This is a genomic window from Weizmannia acidilactici (assembly GCF_008974225.1).
GTDB classification, from domain to species: Bacteria; Bacillota; Bacilli; order Bacillales; family Bacillaceae_C; genus Weizmannia; species Weizmannia acidilactici.
In genome coordinates this window covers 1-14,624 of record NZ_BKZR01000061.1, presented here as the reverse complement: position 1 = coordinate 14,624, position 14,624 = coordinate 1, and the positions used below count along the sequence as shown (strand labels likewise).

At 43.5% G+C, this 14,624-nt stretch carries 16 protein-coding genes and 3 pseudogenes; 5 read left to right on the top strand and 14 right to left on the bottom strand.

Annotated elements, in window-relative coordinates:
• A pseudogene (locus GBH70_RS15525) lies at positions 1-230 on the bottom strand (IS21 family transposase); the annotation flags it as partial.
• Between the two features lie 335 nt (positions 231-565).
• Here GBH70_RS15525 and GBH70_RS15520 point away from each other — a divergent pair.
• A complete protein-coding gene (locus GBH70_RS15520) occupies positions 566-2,251 on the top strand; it encodes an IS1634 family transposase (RefSeq protein ID WP_151681879.1) in 1,686 nt (561 codons plus the stop codon).
• Positions 2,252-2,505: 254 nt separating this feature from the next.
• Positions 2,506-3,591, top strand: a complete 1,086-nt coding sequence (locus tag GBH70_RS15515) for an iron-containing alcohol dehydrogenase family protein (protein ID WP_151681881.1) — start codon at positions 2,506-2,508, stop codon at positions 3,589-3,591.
• A gap of 303 nt (positions 3,592-3,894) precedes the next feature.
• Here GBH70_RS15515 and GBH70_RS16880 read toward each other — a convergent pair whose 3' ends face one another.
• The gene (locus GBH70_RS16880) at positions 3,895-4,047 is read right to left on the bottom strand and encodes a hypothetical protein (RefSeq protein ID WP_172967498.1); all 153 of its coding nucleotides are present in this window, start codon (positions 4,045-4,047) and stop codon (positions 3,895-3,897) included.
• 81 nt (positions 4,048-4,128) lie between these two features.
• The gene (locus GBH70_RS15510) at positions 4,129-4,338 is read right to left on the bottom strand and encodes a hypothetical protein (protein ID WP_151681878.1); all 210 of its coding nucleotides are present in this window, start codon (positions 4,336-4,338) and stop codon (positions 4,129-4,131) included.
• A gap of 367 nt (positions 4,339-4,705) precedes the next feature.
• Between GBH70_RS15510 and GBH70_RS15505 the strand changes: the two genes are divergently transcribed.
• Positions 4,706-6,214 (top strand): carboxylesterase/lipase family protein, encoded by a 1,509-nt coding sequence (locus GBH70_RS15505; protein WP_151681877.1) that lies wholly within the window; start codon positions 4,706-4,708, stop codon positions 6,212-6,214.
• Positions 6,215-6,373: 159 nt separating this feature from the next.
• Here the strand turns inward: GBH70_RS15505 and GBH70_RS15500 are convergent, their stop codons facing one another.
• From GBH70_RS15500 to GBH70_RS15480, 7 genes and pseudogenes are all read right to left on the bottom strand, one after another.
• The gene (locus tag GBH70_RS15500) at positions 6,374-7,087 is read right to left on the bottom strand and encodes an MBL fold metallo-hydrolase (protein WP_151681876.1); all 714 of its coding nucleotides are present in this window, start codon (positions 7,085-7,087) and stop codon (positions 6,374-6,376) included.
• Positions 7,088-7,231: 144 nt separating this feature from the next.
• Positions 7,232-7,507, bottom strand: coding sequence for a hypothetical protein (locus GBH70_RS15495; protein ID WP_151681875.1), 276 nt, complete (start codon positions 7,505-7,507; stop codon positions 7,232-7,234).
• Positions 7,508-7,648: 141 nt separating this feature from the next.
• The gene (locus GBH70_RS16875) at positions 7,649-7,795 is read right to left on the bottom strand and encodes a hypothetical protein (protein ID WP_172967497.1); all 147 of its coding nucleotides are present in this window, start codon (positions 7,793-7,795) and stop codon (positions 7,649-7,651) included.
• Between the two features lie 576 nt (positions 7,796-8,371).
• Positions 8,372-8,800: a signal peptidase I SipW gene (gene sipW / locus GBH70_RS15490; protein ID WP_308690684.1), complete on the bottom strand. Its 429-nt coding sequence runs from the start codon at positions 8,798-8,800 to the stop codon at positions 8,372-8,374.
• A 6-nt stretch (positions 8,801-8,806) separates the two neighbouring features.
• On the bottom strand, positions 8,807-8,959 hold the full coding sequence (locus tag GBH70_RS17715) for a hypothetical protein (RefSeq protein WP_308690685.1): 153 nt from the start codon (positions 8,957-8,959) through the stop codon (positions 8,807-8,809).
• Between the two features lie 359 nt (positions 8,960-9,318).
• Positions 9,319-9,561 carry a hypothetical protein gene (locus GBH70_RS15485; RefSeq protein WP_151681874.1) on the bottom strand — a complete coding sequence of 81 codons (243 nt, stop codon included), beginning with the start codon at positions 9,559-9,561 and terminating at the stop codon, positions 9,319-9,321.
• A 305-nt stretch (positions 9,562-9,866) separates the two neighbouring features.
• A pseudogene (locus tag GBH70_RS15480) lies at positions 9,867-10,465 on the bottom strand (TasA family protein).
• A gap of 438 nt (positions 10,466-10,903) precedes the next feature.
• On the opposite strand from GBH70_RS15480, the pseudogene srtD reads away from it, so the two are divergent.
• Positions 10,904-11,486, top strand: a pseudogene (srtD, locus tag GBH70_RS15470) (class D sortase, LPxTATN-specific).
• Positions 11,487-11,685: 199 nt separating this feature from the next.
• Here srtD and GBH70_RS15465 read toward each other — a convergent pair.
• Together GBH70_RS15465 and GBH70_RS15460 are read right to left on the bottom strand one after the other, a co-directional pair.
• Positions 11,686-12,501, bottom strand: coding sequence for an SGNH/GDSL hydrolase family protein (locus tag GBH70_RS15465; RefSeq protein ID WP_151681872.1), 816 nt, complete (start codon positions 12,499-12,501; stop codon positions 11,686-11,688).
• Between the two features lie 26 nt (positions 12,502-12,527).
• A complete protein-coding gene (locus GBH70_RS15460) occupies positions 12,528-12,968 on the bottom strand; it encodes an antibiotic biosynthesis monooxygenase (protein WP_253693991.1) in 441 nt (146 codons plus the stop codon).
• Between the two features lie 167 nt (positions 12,969-13,135).
• Here GBH70_RS15460 and GBH70_RS15455 point away from each other — a divergent pair, with 167 nt between their 5' ends.
• Positions 13,136-13,687, top strand: coding sequence for a hypothetical protein (locus GBH70_RS15455; RefSeq protein WP_151681871.1), 552 nt, complete (start codon positions 13,136-13,138; stop codon positions 13,685-13,687).
• A gap of 7 nt (positions 13,688-13,694) precedes the next feature.
• Here GBH70_RS15455 and GBH70_RS15450 read toward each other — a convergent pair whose 3' ends face one another.
• Both GBH70_RS15450 and GBH70_RS16870 read right to left on the bottom strand, forming a co-directional pair.
• Positions 13,695-14,432: a serine/threonine protein kinase gene (locus GBH70_RS15450; RefSeq protein WP_151681870.1), complete on the bottom strand. Its 738-nt coding sequence runs from the start codon at positions 14,430-14,432 to the stop codon at positions 13,695-13,697.
• A partial coding sequence (locus tag GBH70_RS16870) for a hypothetical protein (protein WP_216643892.1) occupies positions 14,433-14,624 on the bottom strand: 192 nt, incomplete at its 5' end.

The following is a 14,624-nucleotide window of genomic DNA, read 5'->3' as shown; positions in this document are numbered from 1 at the left end:
TTTTTCTTCTTTTTAAGGTCTTCTTTAATCCATTTATCCAATATGGGTTTAACTGGATCCATAACCGGCGATTTTCGCTTTTGCTTTTCCTTCCGGTTAAAATCATCTTGATTGGCATATTTACTAACCGTACGTGGGTCAACACCCATTTTTCTGCCAACGCTGGCATAAGTTTCTCCTTTTTGATTTACTTCATGTCTGATATAATCAATTTGAGCCACTGCTAACATCTCCTAATATCCTCCTGTTAAACGTTGTTGGTCCAACGAGGAGTTTAAAGTTATTTGGAGGAGTTGGCAAGTGGTTTTTTTAATTTATGTATGGACCTACGGTCCATACATAAATTAAATGCCATTACCTACATTTTTAGTTTGCCATAAACAGAACACATAATCGAGTGACTCATTTGGAAAGGGAAAAAGGGAACAAGTTTTGTTCATTCAATATCTTAGTTCGCATATTCCGCACGTAAATTTTTTGTATTTTTGATTTTTTTAAAGGAATTTTCCTCTTCTTTGTAGAATTGAATGATTATCTAAACTATGGAGAAAACGAGGGAATATTCATGTCAGATCAAATTTTAACTTTACATGTGGGTCCGTCTCAGCTTTTATCCAAACTGTGTGATGAAATAGAACTCGAAAAAACCATTAATGATTTAGTCAAATGGGATTCTGTTCGTTGTCATCTCTCACCCGGAACAAGGATTAAAGCCCTTGTCTTAAACATTTTATGCAGTGGCAAACCCCTTTATAAGGTTCATGAATTCTATCAAACCCTAGACTCTGAGATGCTTTTCGATACATCGATTTCACCTGATCAATTGAATGATGATGCATTGGGAAGAGCATTAGATTACTTGCATGAAGCCGAAGCATGGAAAGTCTATTCTACCCTCGCACTGAAAGCACTGAAAAAATTGAACCTTCCTATTGGTGTACTACATAACGATACAACATCAATTTCTGTTTACGGTGAATATAAACAACCGAAGGAAGATGGACTGCAAATTACGTATGGGTATAGTAAGGCTCATAGACCTGATTTAAAACAAATCGTTCTGGGGATGGGTGTTACACCTGAACGAATTCCGATCCTTGCAAAAGTAGAAAATGGGAATATTTCGGATAAATCTTGGAACGTGGCGTTCATTCAAAAGATGAGAAAAATCCTTTCCAATGAAGATTGGAAAAATCTCATTTATCAGGCCGATTCTGCATTAATTACAACGGAGAATCTGGCGGAAATTCAACAACAAAAATTATCGTTTATCTCCCGTTTACCTGATACATTCGGTTTAAGCACGGAACTAAAGAAAGAGGCGTGGTCGCTCAATAACTGGGAGATGGTCGGCTCACTCAGCGATAAAAAAGGCGCAGCTATTTACCAAATTCAAGCTTTTGAAAGACAAATCAAAGACCTTCCTTACCGGTTTCTTGTTGTCCACTCAAACATTTTAGATCAACGAAAAGAGAAAACCCTAAATCGGGCGATCGAAAAGGAAGAAATAAAATTAAAAAAAGAGATAGAAAAACTGAGTAAAGTTCCCTTTCATTGTAAAGAAGACGCACTTGAGGCAATACAAGCTTTCAAGAAAAAACAAAAGACCTCCTATTTCTGTTATGAACTAAATGTCCAGATGAGTGATCAACCTGTCAAACGAAAAAAGAGGGGCAGACCCAAAAAAGGCGAACAGACAAAGCGAGAACAAGTCTATCAGATTCAACTGGAATCGTTTAAAAAAGATCGTGATTTTATCGAAAAAAAGAAGAAAAAACTTAGCACGTTTGTTCTAATCACGAATAAATTAGACGAGGAGACACTATCGAATCAAGAAGTTCTGAAAATTTATAAAGGACAGTCGGCCGCTGAGACCCGTTTCCGATTAATCAAAGATTCACAAATGATTGATGCCATTTACTTGAAAACCCCGGAAAGGGTTGAAGCCTTAGGGATTGTATATGTGATGGCTCTATTAATCTATGGAATTTTGGAATATCGAGTTAGAAAAGAACTGAAAGAAAGGAACCTTTCTCTAATCTTGAAGGGAAAAAGAAAGCTCCATCAACCCACAGGTCAAGCATTGTTAGAGCAATTAGAAGATATTACCGTGATCCTTATCAATCAAAATCAGCAAAAAATAAGACTCCTACCCGACAATATTGATTCACAAGCCAAAAAAATCATTGAATTATGCGGGTATGATCTATCGATATACGTGTCAAAAAATGTCGAAAATCAAGGGAAATAACACATAACAGGAGGAAACCCCGAAAAAAATGTCGAATTCAATAGAAATTTGTCGAAAATCCATCGAAAAATAAAGAAATCACCCCATCGAGCCATTTAGATAAAGTTCATTCAAAAATTACGATGAATTTCACTTAAGACGTGCGAAATGTGGGTTCAATTTATTTCATTTATTAAAAAAGTCATTGAATTGTCAGTTGTTTAGGAGTATGCTAGAAATACATTTAAATTTTTACATCACGGAGGTCCTGTATGATGCGTCTCAGCCAAGTCGTCAGAAGCGGCCCAAACCAATACATATGTGAAGAAGATGCAGCCAAATACTTAGAAGAAAAGCTGGCAGATTTTAAACATCCGGTTGTGATTACCGGATATCAATCATTTGAGGCTTTTCAGGAATTTGCATCAGTGCCGGAAAATTGGCCGGTGCTCCGCTATAATCATACCGCCAGCGAAAAAAATATGGCGGAATTAGCGGAACAAGCGGGCAATGCCGATGTGATTGTCGGAATCGGCGGCGGAAAAGTGCTCGATACGGCGAAGGGGACAGCAGAGCTGCTCAATTGTGAAGTTGTACTCGTGCCGACCCTTGCCGGAACTTGCGCCGGGTATACACCGCTTTCCGCCGTTTATCATGAAAACGGAGCGTTCAGCCATGTGGCCTACTACAAACGTTCAGCCTATTTAACGTTGATCGATTTGCGGATCATTCTCCATTCACCGGTTGAATATTTACTGGGCGGCATTGGCGACTCTTTAGCCAAATGGTATGAAGCAGAAGGCATTACACGATATAAGGATGCCTTGCCGGTGATGGCAGAACTCGGACTCAGTTCCGCAAAAGCCATATATGAAGGCATACTGCGCGACAGTGAACAAGCACTAAAAGACCGGGCCGAAGGAAAAATGACCGATGCGTTCCGCAATATTGTGGAAATTATTATTGGAGCAGCCGGAACAGTCGGCGGCTTTGCAGGGGAATACGGCAGAATGGCCGGCGCCCATGCGATCCACAACGGGCTCTCCTTCTTGCCGGAAACTCATTCCATCCTGCACGGTTCTAAAGTGGCTTACGGGATTCTTGTCCAATTGGCGGCAATGAATGATCTTGATGAAGTGAAAAAGCTGCTGCCGCTGTATCAAAAGCTTGGATTTCCATATAATTTAGATACCCTGCATGTGACGGAAAATCATGAAGAGGCCATTGAAAAAGTCGCGGCCTATGCGGCAAAACCGGAAGAATCTTTTATCCTGCTCGGCGATTATTCTAAAGAGCAGATTGCGGAAGCGATGAAAACAATTGAACAGCTCGCCGCACAAAAAGACATGTTCGTAAAATGAGTAAGCTGGGGCTATCCCAAAAGTCGGTAGATTGACCAGGGAGGGGTACCCCCATGTAAGGTAATGTTATCTGAGAATGTTGATAATCGCGAAATTCAATCGCTTTCCGCACGCGTCGCGAGCCTCCTCGCTCGTCCCTCAGCACGAGGGTTCTCTTCTTGCTCGCTTTTCCCGCAGGAGTCTCGTGAATTTCGCGATCATCAACGCGTAATATACAGAGAAAATGTAAAAAAACCGCCTTTTCCATTATAATGTAAGTGACAAAGCAAACATTGGCATCCGGTATTATTCAGATGATTTTTGTCAGCTTGGATCCGTCTCGTCCAAAGATAAGGTCGTCACTCTCGTATACTCGCCTTTTGCAATCTCTTCCGGTGTCGCTTTTTGGTCGAGTTCTTCTTTGTCATCGATGCCGGTTGCAATGGTAGGCTCATGCTGATCTTTTTTCTCTTCCATTCTATCCACATCCTTTTTTAAAGGTGATGTAGTTAGTTTTCCGATTGGATCAGGATTTATGCTTGAAATACATGTGAGGGATCAGGGAGACTCTCCCTGTTTTACTTCTGGAAGGCCGGTTATATGTTCAATCAACTTGATGTCAACCTGTTCTTGCAGCATTCTGACTGCCATTTTTTTATCCCTTCTTCTTTTCCCTTCCTGTACTCCTATCAAAAAGGGTTGGAGAAGTTCCTTAAACAGGCGGCCGTGCGGAAAATATTCCGCCTGCTTTTCCAAAATCATTTGCATATGCCCACCCCTTATAAATCATTTGCTTTTCAAACGGATAATTTCTTTTCATCTGCATGGCCTGCCATAACGCATCATCCAGATTGCTGCCTTGCAAATCTGAAATGGTCCGCGCCAAACGGATCATTTCATTTGTGCACGGCTGCTGAAGTTTTCCTTGCTTGCCCACTGCCGCAGCATCACAGTTTTAAACCGATACTATTGACAATGGTCGCCATTTTCCCGCTTATTTAACCAAACGTTTGTTCTGTTTATAGATTACAAGATCATACGTTCGCTGTCAATATTTTTTTGAATGATGATGAAAGGAAATTTCCCAATGGTCATAGAATGATATGAGCAATCCCAATAAGAGAGGAGAATAAAAATGCCCGCACCTATAATTGAAACCGTTTACGGTAAAGTCCAGGGTTATGAAAAAAACGGAGTACAGATTTGGAAAGGGATTCCGTACGCGAAACCGCCTGTAGGACCTTTGCGCTTCCTCCCACCGCAGCCGCCCAAACCTTGGACTGGTGTGAAAGATTGCACACAGTTCGGGCCGATTCCGTGGCAGCCGTCCGTTGAACTGATGAATTTTCTTGACAACCCGAATGAAAACATGAGTGAAGACTGCCTGTACCTCAATATTTGGTCGCCGGATGCAGATGGAGGACGCCGGCCCGTCATGGTATGGATCCATGGAGGTGCTTTTGCCAATGGCGCAGGTTCCAGCCCTTCTTATGATGGTGCCGCTTTTGCCAAAAACGGGGACGTGGTCGTTGTCACGATCAATTACCGGCTTGGGGCGCTCGGATTTTTGCATCTTGCTGAAATCGGAGGGGAAGACTACAGAACTTCCGGCAACTGCGGCATCCTCGATCAAATCGCGGCTTTAAAATGGGTGAAAGAAAATATTGCCGCTTTCGGCGGAGATCCGGGCCGCGTAACCATTTTCGGTGAATCTGCGGGGGCAATGAGCGTCGCAACATTGCTCGCCGCACCTTCCACAAAAGGGCTGTTCCATCAGGCCATTCTTGAAAGCGGGGCAGCGAATTTTGTGGCAACCCCGGAAAGAGCAACAAAAAATGCGCTCCGGATACTCGATGCACTTGGGTTGGAGAAAGCGGAGATCTCCAAGCTGCAGGAAATTCCGGCCAAACAACTTGCGGAAGCAGTGAATTCGCTGCCTTTTATGAGCCTGTTACCGGTGATAGACGGCGTGGTGCTGCCGAAGCATCCGGAAGCGGCGTTCAAGGAAGGCTGCGCAAAAGACATTCCGGTTTTGATCGGTACAAACAAAGACGAGTACCGGCTGTTTACAGCGTTTGACCCGGTTTGGCAGAAGCAGGATCCGCAGGAAACCGCCGCAGTTTTTCAAAAAACATTTGCCAAGTACTGGGATACACTTTCTGCCATGATTACGAACCCGTCTCCTTTCAATCAGGAATTATATGACCGGATCATGACCTACTTTGTATTTACCGGGCCTGCGTTAAGACTTGCGGATACCCAGGCAAGCCTCAGGGAGCAGGTGTGGATGTACCGCTTTGACTGGGAAAGCACTGCATATGGCGGCATGCTGCGCTCCTGCCACACCCTTGAAATCCCGTTCGTCTGGAATACGCTCCAGCAGCCCGGCACTAAAAAACTTACAGGGGAATCCCTGGGCAGACAAGCGCTGGCTGACCGGATGCATCTGGCCTGGATTGCTTTTGCCAAAACCGGCAATCCGAACAACAGGCTTCTTCCTGATTGGCCGGCGTATGATACGGGGACGCGGGCAACAATGATTTTTGATCGTATCTGTAAAGCGGTAAACGACCCGCATAGTAAAGAGCGGGCAGTGTGGAGCAGCGTGCGGTACCTGGAATCGGAGGAGCAGGTACGGCCGTAAGATAAAGACCACTCCTTTTTTCTGATTGGGCTATTGTTCCGGCCTTCAAACGGGATGAAACATCTGATCATCGCCATTATGGTTTCCTGCTCATCACGCTCGCTTATTTCATCAGAAGAAAACGCAAGTAAAGGTGCGGCTTTATCTGCTGCACCTTTTTTACTCTGCCAGCTTGCGGATCTGCTCATTCACATTCCGATCGCACAGCCCGCCGTGATAGCAGACCACCGTTTCGATATCATAATCCAGGAATTTTTTCAATGAATCTGTCGCCGTTTCCATATCCGGCGTCATCTGCGGCCTCGGCCCCTGCAGCTTTCCGCCTTCGCTGACCATAGCATCGCCTGTAATCAATGTTTTGCTTTTTCTCACATAAAGGCTGCAATGGCCCGGTGTGTGCCCAGGTGTAAAAATGACCTCAATCCCACCGCCAAAAAGCAGCACTTCCCCGTCTTCCAACAGCACATCCACTTTCGCTTTCGGCGGGTTTAAGTAAATGTTTTTCATTTCTTCGGGCATCGCTTCCCATCTGGCCGGGTCCATTTTCTTCGGATCGGCTTTGATGAGATGCCGCTCACCTTCAATATACGGCTTATCCATTTGATGGGCGTAAACCGTAATGTTTTTCGCGGATGCGCGGAGAATTTCCGGCAGGCTGCCAATATGGTCAAGGTCTTGATGGGTAAGAATGACCGTTGTTAATTTTTCAAACGGCACGCCCGCCTTCCCCATTTCTTCCCGAATGGCATCAAGTGATCCCGGCATGCCGGTATCGACTAATACCGCCTGATTTTCGTCCCAAATCAATGTCGGATGAATCTTGAAATTATTTTTTTCCACTTCCAGCATCGCAACACCGTCTGCAATGATCATGTCAAAACTCCTTTCATGTCTGCTATGTTTTTCATACCATATTTTCGCGTGAAAAAAAAGCAGACAGTTTCAACTGCCTGCCGCCCCCTCACTTTTTTCCAAGCAGAAGCTTATCACCCCGGTATACATACATGGATGCGCCAATCAAAAAAGTACAATTCCGGAAACAAGCGCGTTAAAAATATTTGTCCCCGTGTTCGGCAGGGCCCCACCGTTTCCGATTGCCGGTGTAATGCTGCCCGCTGCTCCGCCGTTTCCGGTATAAAACTGCAATTGGAAACTGCATGTTAAGCCTTGAAATTCATTGCCAAGCTCAGCTGGAAAATCGACGCGAAATTTTAAAATTTCGTCTGTTTTGGAAGCTAGCGGGCGGGCCTCCATCTGGTTGAAATCTGCTAACTTACCTTTATAATAAAACATCTCCGCCGGCACAAACGGTCAGCAACATTTCATTGTACAGCTTATCTGACCCGGACCGAAATCGGGAATCTGTATAATAATTGAAGTCTGCCGTCCCATTGTTCATGACTTTAACATCCCGCTCCGCCCAGTCTCCCGGCTTCATATGATTAATATTGAACAGGATATTTTCCGGGGAAATACCAAATCTATTTTTTGATCTGCAGCAGCCAAAGCCGGCTGCGCAGTCAATATCAAAAGCATCAACATCGCCAATACAACCCCTGCACCCCATTTAATTTTTTTCATCCCATTTCCACCCTTGCAAAAAGATTGGGGCTGTCCCAAAAGCCCCTTTTAAGCAGAAAATATTCTCAAATGGTCGTGAGAAAGCGTATAAGAACCGTTCATCAGGAAAAATATTGCACCAATGGACGTAAGACGCCTTCTAAGAACCGTTCATCAGGAAAAATATTGCACCAATGGACGTAAGACGTCTTCTAAGAACCGTTCATCAGGAAAAATGTTGCACCAATGGACGTAAGATGGCTTCTAAGAACCGTTCATCAGGAAAAATGTTGCACCAATGGACGTAAGACGTCTTCTAAGAACCGTTCATCAGGAAAAATGTTGCACCAATGGACGTAAGACGCCTTCTAAGAACCGTTCATCAGGAAAAATATTGCACCAATGGACGTAAGACGTCTTCTAAGAACCGTTCATCAGGAAAAATGTTGCACCAATGGACGTAAGATGGCTTCTAAGGGCAGTTTCCTCGGAAAAGTTTTGTTCTAACGGTCGTGACAACGCTTCTCTGAACCATTTCACCGGGAAAATTTTAGCCTTCTAAGTCAGTTTACCGACTTTTGGGACAGCTCCGTTTCATTAAACGTTTTTTCCAGACGGTTCCCGCGAGTTTTTCGGCTTTTTCCCGTCAATTTCAGCAATCGCCCGCCTTATGGTATAGATCGAGTAAAGCAGGAGCACGACGCCCGGAATCATCAACATCAGCGCGCTGCCGTTTTTGGATTGAGCGAAGTTTACGAAATACCCCAGATACGGGATGGTTATGCCGGTATACTCGGCAACGACATTATCGGACAATACCGGATTCGGAACTTCTGCGTTATTGTTATCGCCTTTCGTATGGTAAAACACCTGGCCATTGCCTGTTTTGACAACTTTTGTGATCCTGTGTGTCACAAGCGTTTTTTCATCCATCTTAAATGTAATCACATCGCCTTTATGGAAACGCGTCATATCCCCTCTTGGTTTCACGACAATCACCGAGCCTGTCTGAATACCCGGTTCCATGGAGCCTTATAAAATCGTTTTGATTTCATAACCAAACAGTTTCGGTTCCCCGTCGGATGCTTTGGAAGAAATGACGACAAACAGCATCAGGATAAGAGACAAGAACAACAAAACTGAAACGAGTGAACTGATCCATCTCGTAATTTTTTTCATTATCATTGTGATTCACCCTCCGGATTTTGGTTTACATTGATTGAATCTTTTGTGCCCGTGGCTTCACTGCTTTCAGATGGAGAATTTGCTGTATCCTCCCTTTTATCGGTTTTAGTTTCCTGCACTGTTTGATCTTCCTGTGCATTTGTATCTTCGGCTGCATTTGTTGTTTGCTTATCAGTATTTGTTGATTGGCAGCGTCATCGTAATTTTCCACAGGAGATAGATTTAAGGCCCGGGCCCTTTTTGTCCTTGACGGTGACCGTATCACTCCATAACTCCCCATTTCCTAGATGCCCCGGACGCTGGTAAGCTTTAAATTTATAATTTCCAGATTTGCCCACTGTCGCCGTTAAGGTTTGTTCCTACCCTTTCTTTAACGGGTTAATGGTGCCCGCTGCAATCTTGGTTCCATCTTTCGGATTGCCGGATTTACTGTAATACAATTCATATGTTGTTTCACCGGCCATATTTTCTCCCGTGTTCTTGATTTTCACTGAAATATTCGCTTTTCCATTCGAACCAAGTATTATTTTATTGCCGTCACAGTCAATAAACTTTAGAGAGCTTTTATCCCATTGTTCTTTCCAGTATTGTGCTGCATTCATTTTTCCAGTTACTTTAAATAAGCGCCCGTATTAGATGTTAGATAAGAGATAAGGTTAAAACGATAACGTACCCTGTTAAAGTTAATTTTCCTAAAACACCCCATTTTTTCGTTTTTCTTTTATATATACGAAGACGTGAACTTCTGATCTGGCCCACCTCCTAAATGGCAAATTTCAAAGAAGTTCGTCACGTTTACTTCTTATGGAACTTTTTATACAGTAGAGTATAAATTCGTTAAAACAAGCAATCATAATACCCGGAAAGGTGAAAAGCCATCACAGTTTTCACCTTTCCATGACAATGCTTATTTTTCTTCTCCAAGAGTTTGGGATGCATGGAATGTCCATTTCAGTTGGATTGAATCCCTTTGGAAATCGTTTTGGTTTTCACCGTTGTCCTTAAATTTAAATTTCACTTGGAATTGGTCGCTCGTTCCGGCTTTTAAACCTCTTTCGCCAGTTCCAAAAATTTTATCCCAGAAATTATTGTCGACAACATTTGGATCAGCTTTTAATTTATCTAAAGTTGTTTCAAATACAACAGTGTTGTTCTTATCTTTGTTATACAAAAATTCTACATCGATATACTTTCCAAAGCCTTCAGCATTCGCATGTCCATTTAATTTTGCATCTGTAACTGTATAACTCGAATCCAGTGTTACTTTGGAAATATCCTATGAGCCTTTGTTTTCCAGATTAAAGTTCTTGTAATGGTATCTCCAGGCTTTAAGTTCGAAACATCAATAATGGTAGTTGGGCTCGCCGCGAGATCTAAAGTACCTGCAGCAAATGTGTTGGATGTATCAACCTGGTCGCTAAAATACGCATACGTTCCTCCCCCAATCAGTGACAAACCAAGCGCTGCAGTTGCAACGCCCATGCCTAATTTCTTTTTAATGCCCATTCGATTCCCCTCCGGATTTTATTTTTTAATCCGTTATAACGAACTTTTTAGATGAAAAACTTTACAACGAACATTATGTATCTTCATGTAAGTAAAACATGCAGATTCGTTTCTTTTACCTCTTTGGTTCGTTTTAACGAATTAACATGTTTACTATAGCAGGTTTTCTCGCACATAAAAACCTTTAAAATCCGCATGAATTTCGTAATAACGAACAATTATCTCTGTTTTCCACGCTTATTCTTCGTGTTCCTTACCTTTTCATTATTTTATTAAGAACGATTAGTTTTATATAATGGACCAAAACGCAAATTATACGTGATGAGGCCATAAGATGAAGTTCTTAATTAGGAACATTTGGCTGGAAGAAAATGATTCTATCCGATTGAGGCATGAAGGAATGCAATGGATGAAAAAAATGTAGAGGAAGAAAGACACATGAAAAAACTTGCTCCGCTCATCCTGTTATGCGGAGCCGTATTGATTGGAACCGCTCTTTTGCAGCTTTTCCAAACCCATCAACTTCAAAAAGAAAGTTTAGCCGCCGTGAAAGAAAAAATCACCGGTGAAAAACTGAATGAGTCAGACAACACTGGCATCGCCGCTAAGCGTTTTCGCCGGAAATGGGAGAAACCATTGGCATCCTCTTCATTCCAAAGCTGAACGCCGAACTCCCAATTGTAGAGGGAACGGATGAAAACCAACTAAAAAAAGGCGTAGGCCATTATAAAAATTCAACCCTGCCAAACGAACAAGATCAAATCGTTCTTTCCGGGCACCGGGATACGGTTTTCCGCCGTGTCGGAAAGCTTGAAAAAGGAGATGTCCTCATAATCAAGCTGCAGTACGGAACTTTTCGTTACAAAATTTTCAAATTTCAAATTATAAAAGCCAATGACCGTACCATTATCCATTCGATTGCACCCGGGAAATTCTCACACTGACAAATTGTTATACATTTTCTTACATTGGGAACGCGCCGGAAAGGTACATTATTTCAGCAATAAGGGAAACTTCATAACCTTCACCTTGAAGTGTTTTAAATAAACAAAGGACTGACCGAGCCCATATCATGGTCTGTTCAGCCCTTTCTAAAAAATGGCCAGCATTTCAACTGGCGCTTTTGATCAACGCGGAACCCACCCGTTTTCTGACAAGGTAGCCCACGTCTTTACAGAATTCGTAAACTATGCCTTTAATGGAATGCAATGCCACTTTTCCTACTTCAACAACCGATACGCCTGGCTGTAGATCACATCGGCAATTTCCTTGTGCCCTTTATCGTTGGCAAGCCAGCCGTCGCTTTTCCCGGAGGCGGCTTTCTCTCCTTTCGGGCCGTATGTATCGGTGCGGTTCATCCAAACCGATTCAATGTTGGCAACAGGGACATCTTCCGCTTTTCCAACTTCCTGGATTTCACGGTCATAACGAAGCGAAGACTGCCCGCTGTTCCAGGTCGTCACCAAAATGATTTTTATCTTCTTGCCTGCCCCTTTTCTCATTTCCTCTATAAAATTTTCAAGATTTTTCTTAAATTTATCGGCAGAAACATACGTATTTTTTGCATTTGGGTTTAAATCAAACGTTCCAAATTCGATTGTGACAAGATCCGGCTTATTTGCGATGAGATGGGGAAAACTGTCTGTGCCGTTGTCTTTCAGGCCGGTTCCGCTTTTGCCGTAGCCTTCGATCGTTTTTACATCATAGCCCAGATTTTTATGGATGAGCCTGGCCAAAACAGAGACATACGTTTTGCTTTTTTTCGTGGCAAAATTCCCTGCTGTCAGGCTGGAACCTATCGGAAGGTACACCAATTCTTTTCCTTTATGTTTTTCGTAAATTTGTTTTACTTCTTTTTCCTTCTCCGCTTTTGCCGCTGCTGCTCGTTGCTGCTCTTTCAATAAATCCGCCTGATATTGTTGCTGCGCTTTTTCCCCGGTTTTGTTAACCTTCGCCTGATAATAGTAGCCGCCGCCCCCCAAAACCCCAATGGTCATCAGAAATAATATGAAGACGAGCAATCCTTTTTTCCCCAAACTGCCTTCCCTCCGAAATGGTTACTTTATGCCATTATACTAGATTTGCAACCTATAAGGAAAAAAGTTTTGAAGGCCCCGCCCAATAGAACGAAGCCTGCCGAAGATGATTTTTTTACCGCAGCTTCCAGCACTGATGCCACTTCTGCAATGATGATTTCACTGCCTAAAATCGGTGAATCTTCTTTCAGTCCGTTCGATCGTTTATACGCTTCTTTGAAATGGCCGCTGTTCCGCCATGCCTGGAAATGTCCGAGGTTGTCCCAATACATGATGACATTCAGTTCATCGTAGTCTTTCAAATTTTGTGTGGCCATTACTTTAAATTTATTAAATCCATCCTGTTCCTGCAGCGCGCCCGGATTGGTAAACACCGATGCATTTCTCTCGCAAATCCCGCTTTCAACTTGATCAATCATGCCGATCCTAATAAAATGAAAACGGTTTTTCCGCTTTTGTTTTCCCATGCGTCAAGGAGCAGTTTCTGTGCTTCAAATCAAAAGCTTGATATAATAATCAATGGGAAGACCCGCCAGCAAGCTTATTTTTTCCACGGTCCGGCTTTTTTAAATATTTTATCCTATCGTTTTTCATATAAAAACCGGGGAAAATCATCAATAAGGAGGGGACAACAATGAAACGACTTTTTCCATTTGCGGATGCTTCAAACGGCAAAGATGCAGCGGGCGCTTCCGGAAATTCGGACATTTCAACGGCTTATCTCGAAGATGGCGGAACGATCCCGAACAATCCGGACCTTCCTGTTCTGATTTATCACGGCGTGTTCAAAGGGCGGACGGAACAGATCGAGGAAACGTTCCAGAAAAACAATTGGGGAAACAACTGGGAATGGACCATTTTCCCGTACCATCATTTTCACAGCACATCCCACGAGGTGCTCGGGGTACGCCACGGGCAGGCAAAAGTGATGCTCGGCGGCCCGAACGGAAAAATATTCACGATATCCGAAGGGGACTGCATCGTGTTGCCTGCCGGAACCGGGCATAAACGCATCGAAGCAAGGGACGGCTTTTCCGTCGTCGGCGGCTATCCGGGCAGTCAGGATTACGACACGCAGACGAAAGCGGACGAAACGCTGCGGGAAAACATTCAAAAGGTCGGCATACCGGCAACCGATCCGGTATTCGGCAGTGACGGTCCGCTTTTTACGTATTGGAAAAAATAATCCAGGATTACGCTTCTAAAGAAAGCAGCAGACCATCCACATCTTTTATCAATTCATCCACTGTTTCATAAGGTTTTTCAATCTGCAGCATTTTTTTCAAGACAAGGGAGCTTTCCCCCGACAGCGGCAATTCCTCATACCAAGGCCGCTCCTTTTTTTGTTCGGGCCTGTATCCCGAGTACAGCAAAAACAGCGTAAAATGGCCGAGTTTTTCAAAATCAGCGTGAAATTTTTCTCCGTAACTGGCCATGCCGAAATCGATAATCGATACGGCATTTTCTTTCTCATCGAACAAAATATTCGGGATCCTGAGGTCGCCGTGCACAATCCCTTTTCGATGGAAGTAAGACGTAACATCCAATACTTTACGCAGCATGTGGAACGCTTCCTGTTCGGAAAACGTTTTATGCGCCTCAAAAATCAGATCCTCAAACGTCTTGCCGGGCATCTGCTCCATGACAATGAAACGCCTGCCACCCCATTCGAAATCATCAAGCAGTTTCGGAATATGCGGATGGCGGAGCGCCCGTAATATTTCTTTTTCACGCAAAAAATTGGAACTACCATCCGGCCGCTTCCGGAGCTGTTTTAAAACCTTCATTCCCGGGGAGCCGTCTGAAACAAGGTAGGAATAGCCGTAACTGCCAATACCGAGCATTTTTACAATCCGGTAATTTTGGACAACTGCACCGTTTTTGAGCGGCCGGTCGAACAGAACAGCATATAGGCGAAGCCATATTTTCATTTAACTGCTGAAAAACCCACTGCTTCGGTGGCGTTTGGAATAATGCTTGTAGCCGTAATGGGAATGAGTAGCCTTTTCGGAAGAAGAATAACGATGGTACTTTCCGTGGCGGTAACTGCTGGAATAGCGGTAGTTTTTATGGCCGAGAAGATGCCCCAATATTTTTCTTAACATGCGTTCACCCTCGTATAA

Excerpts from the sequence above, each read along its gene's own strand:
- GBH70_RS15520 (WP_151681879.1), top strand. The coding sequence starts at position 566 with ATGTCAGATCAAATTTTAACTTTACATGTGGGTCCGTCTCAGCTTTTA.
- GBH70_RS15515 (WP_151681881.1), top strand. The coding sequence starts at position 2,506 with ATGCGTCTCAGCCAAGTCGTCAGAAGCGGCCCAAACCAATACATATGT.
- GBH70_RS16880 (WP_172967498.1), bottom strand. The coding sequence starts at position 4,047 with ATGGAAGAGAAAAAAGATCAGCATGAGCCTACCATTGCAACCGGCATC.
- GBH70_RS15510 (WP_151681878.1), bottom strand. The coding sequence starts at position 4,338 with ATGCAAATGATTTTGGAAAAGCAGGCGGAATATTTTCCGCACGGCCGC.
- GBH70_RS15505 (WP_151681877.1), top strand. The coding sequence starts at position 4,706 with ATGCCCGCACCTATAATTGAAACCGTTTACGGTAAAGTCCAGGGTTAT.
- GBH70_RS15500 (WP_151681876.1), bottom strand. The coding sequence starts at position 7,087 with ATGATCATTGCAGACGGTGTTGCGATGCTGGAAGTGGAAAAAAATAAT.
- GBH70_RS15495 (WP_151681875.1), bottom strand. The coding sequence starts at position 7,507 with ATGTTTTATTATAAAGGTAAGTTAGCAGATTTCAACCAGATGGAGGCC.
- GBH70_RS16875 (WP_172967497.1), bottom strand. The coding sequence starts at position 7,795 with ATGAAAAAAATTAAATGGGGTGCAGGGGTTGTATTGGCGATGTTGATG.
- sipW (WP_308690684.1), bottom strand. The coding sequence starts at position 8,800 with ATGGAACCGGGTATTCAGACAGGCTCGGTGATTGTCGTGAAACCAAGA.
- GBH70_RS17715 (WP_308690685.1), bottom strand. The coding sequence starts at position 8,959 with ATGATAATGAAAAAAATTACGAGATGGATCAGTTCACTCGTTTCAGTT.
- GBH70_RS15485 (WP_151681874.1), bottom strand. The coding sequence starts at position 9,561 with ATGAATGCAGCACAATACTGGAAAGAACAATGGGATAAAAGCTCTCTA.
- GBH70_RS15460 (WP_253693991.1), bottom strand. The coding sequence starts at position 12,968 with ATGGGAAAACAAAAGCGGAAAAACCGTTTTCATTTTATTAGGATCGGC.
- GBH70_RS15455 (WP_151681871.1), top strand. The coding sequence starts at position 13,136 with ATGAAACGACTTTTTCCATTTGCGGATGCTTCAAACGGCAAAGATGCA.
- GBH70_RS15450 (WP_151681870.1), bottom strand. The coding sequence starts at position 14,432 with ATGAAAATATGGCTTCGCCTATATGCTGTTCTGTTCGACCGGCCGCTC.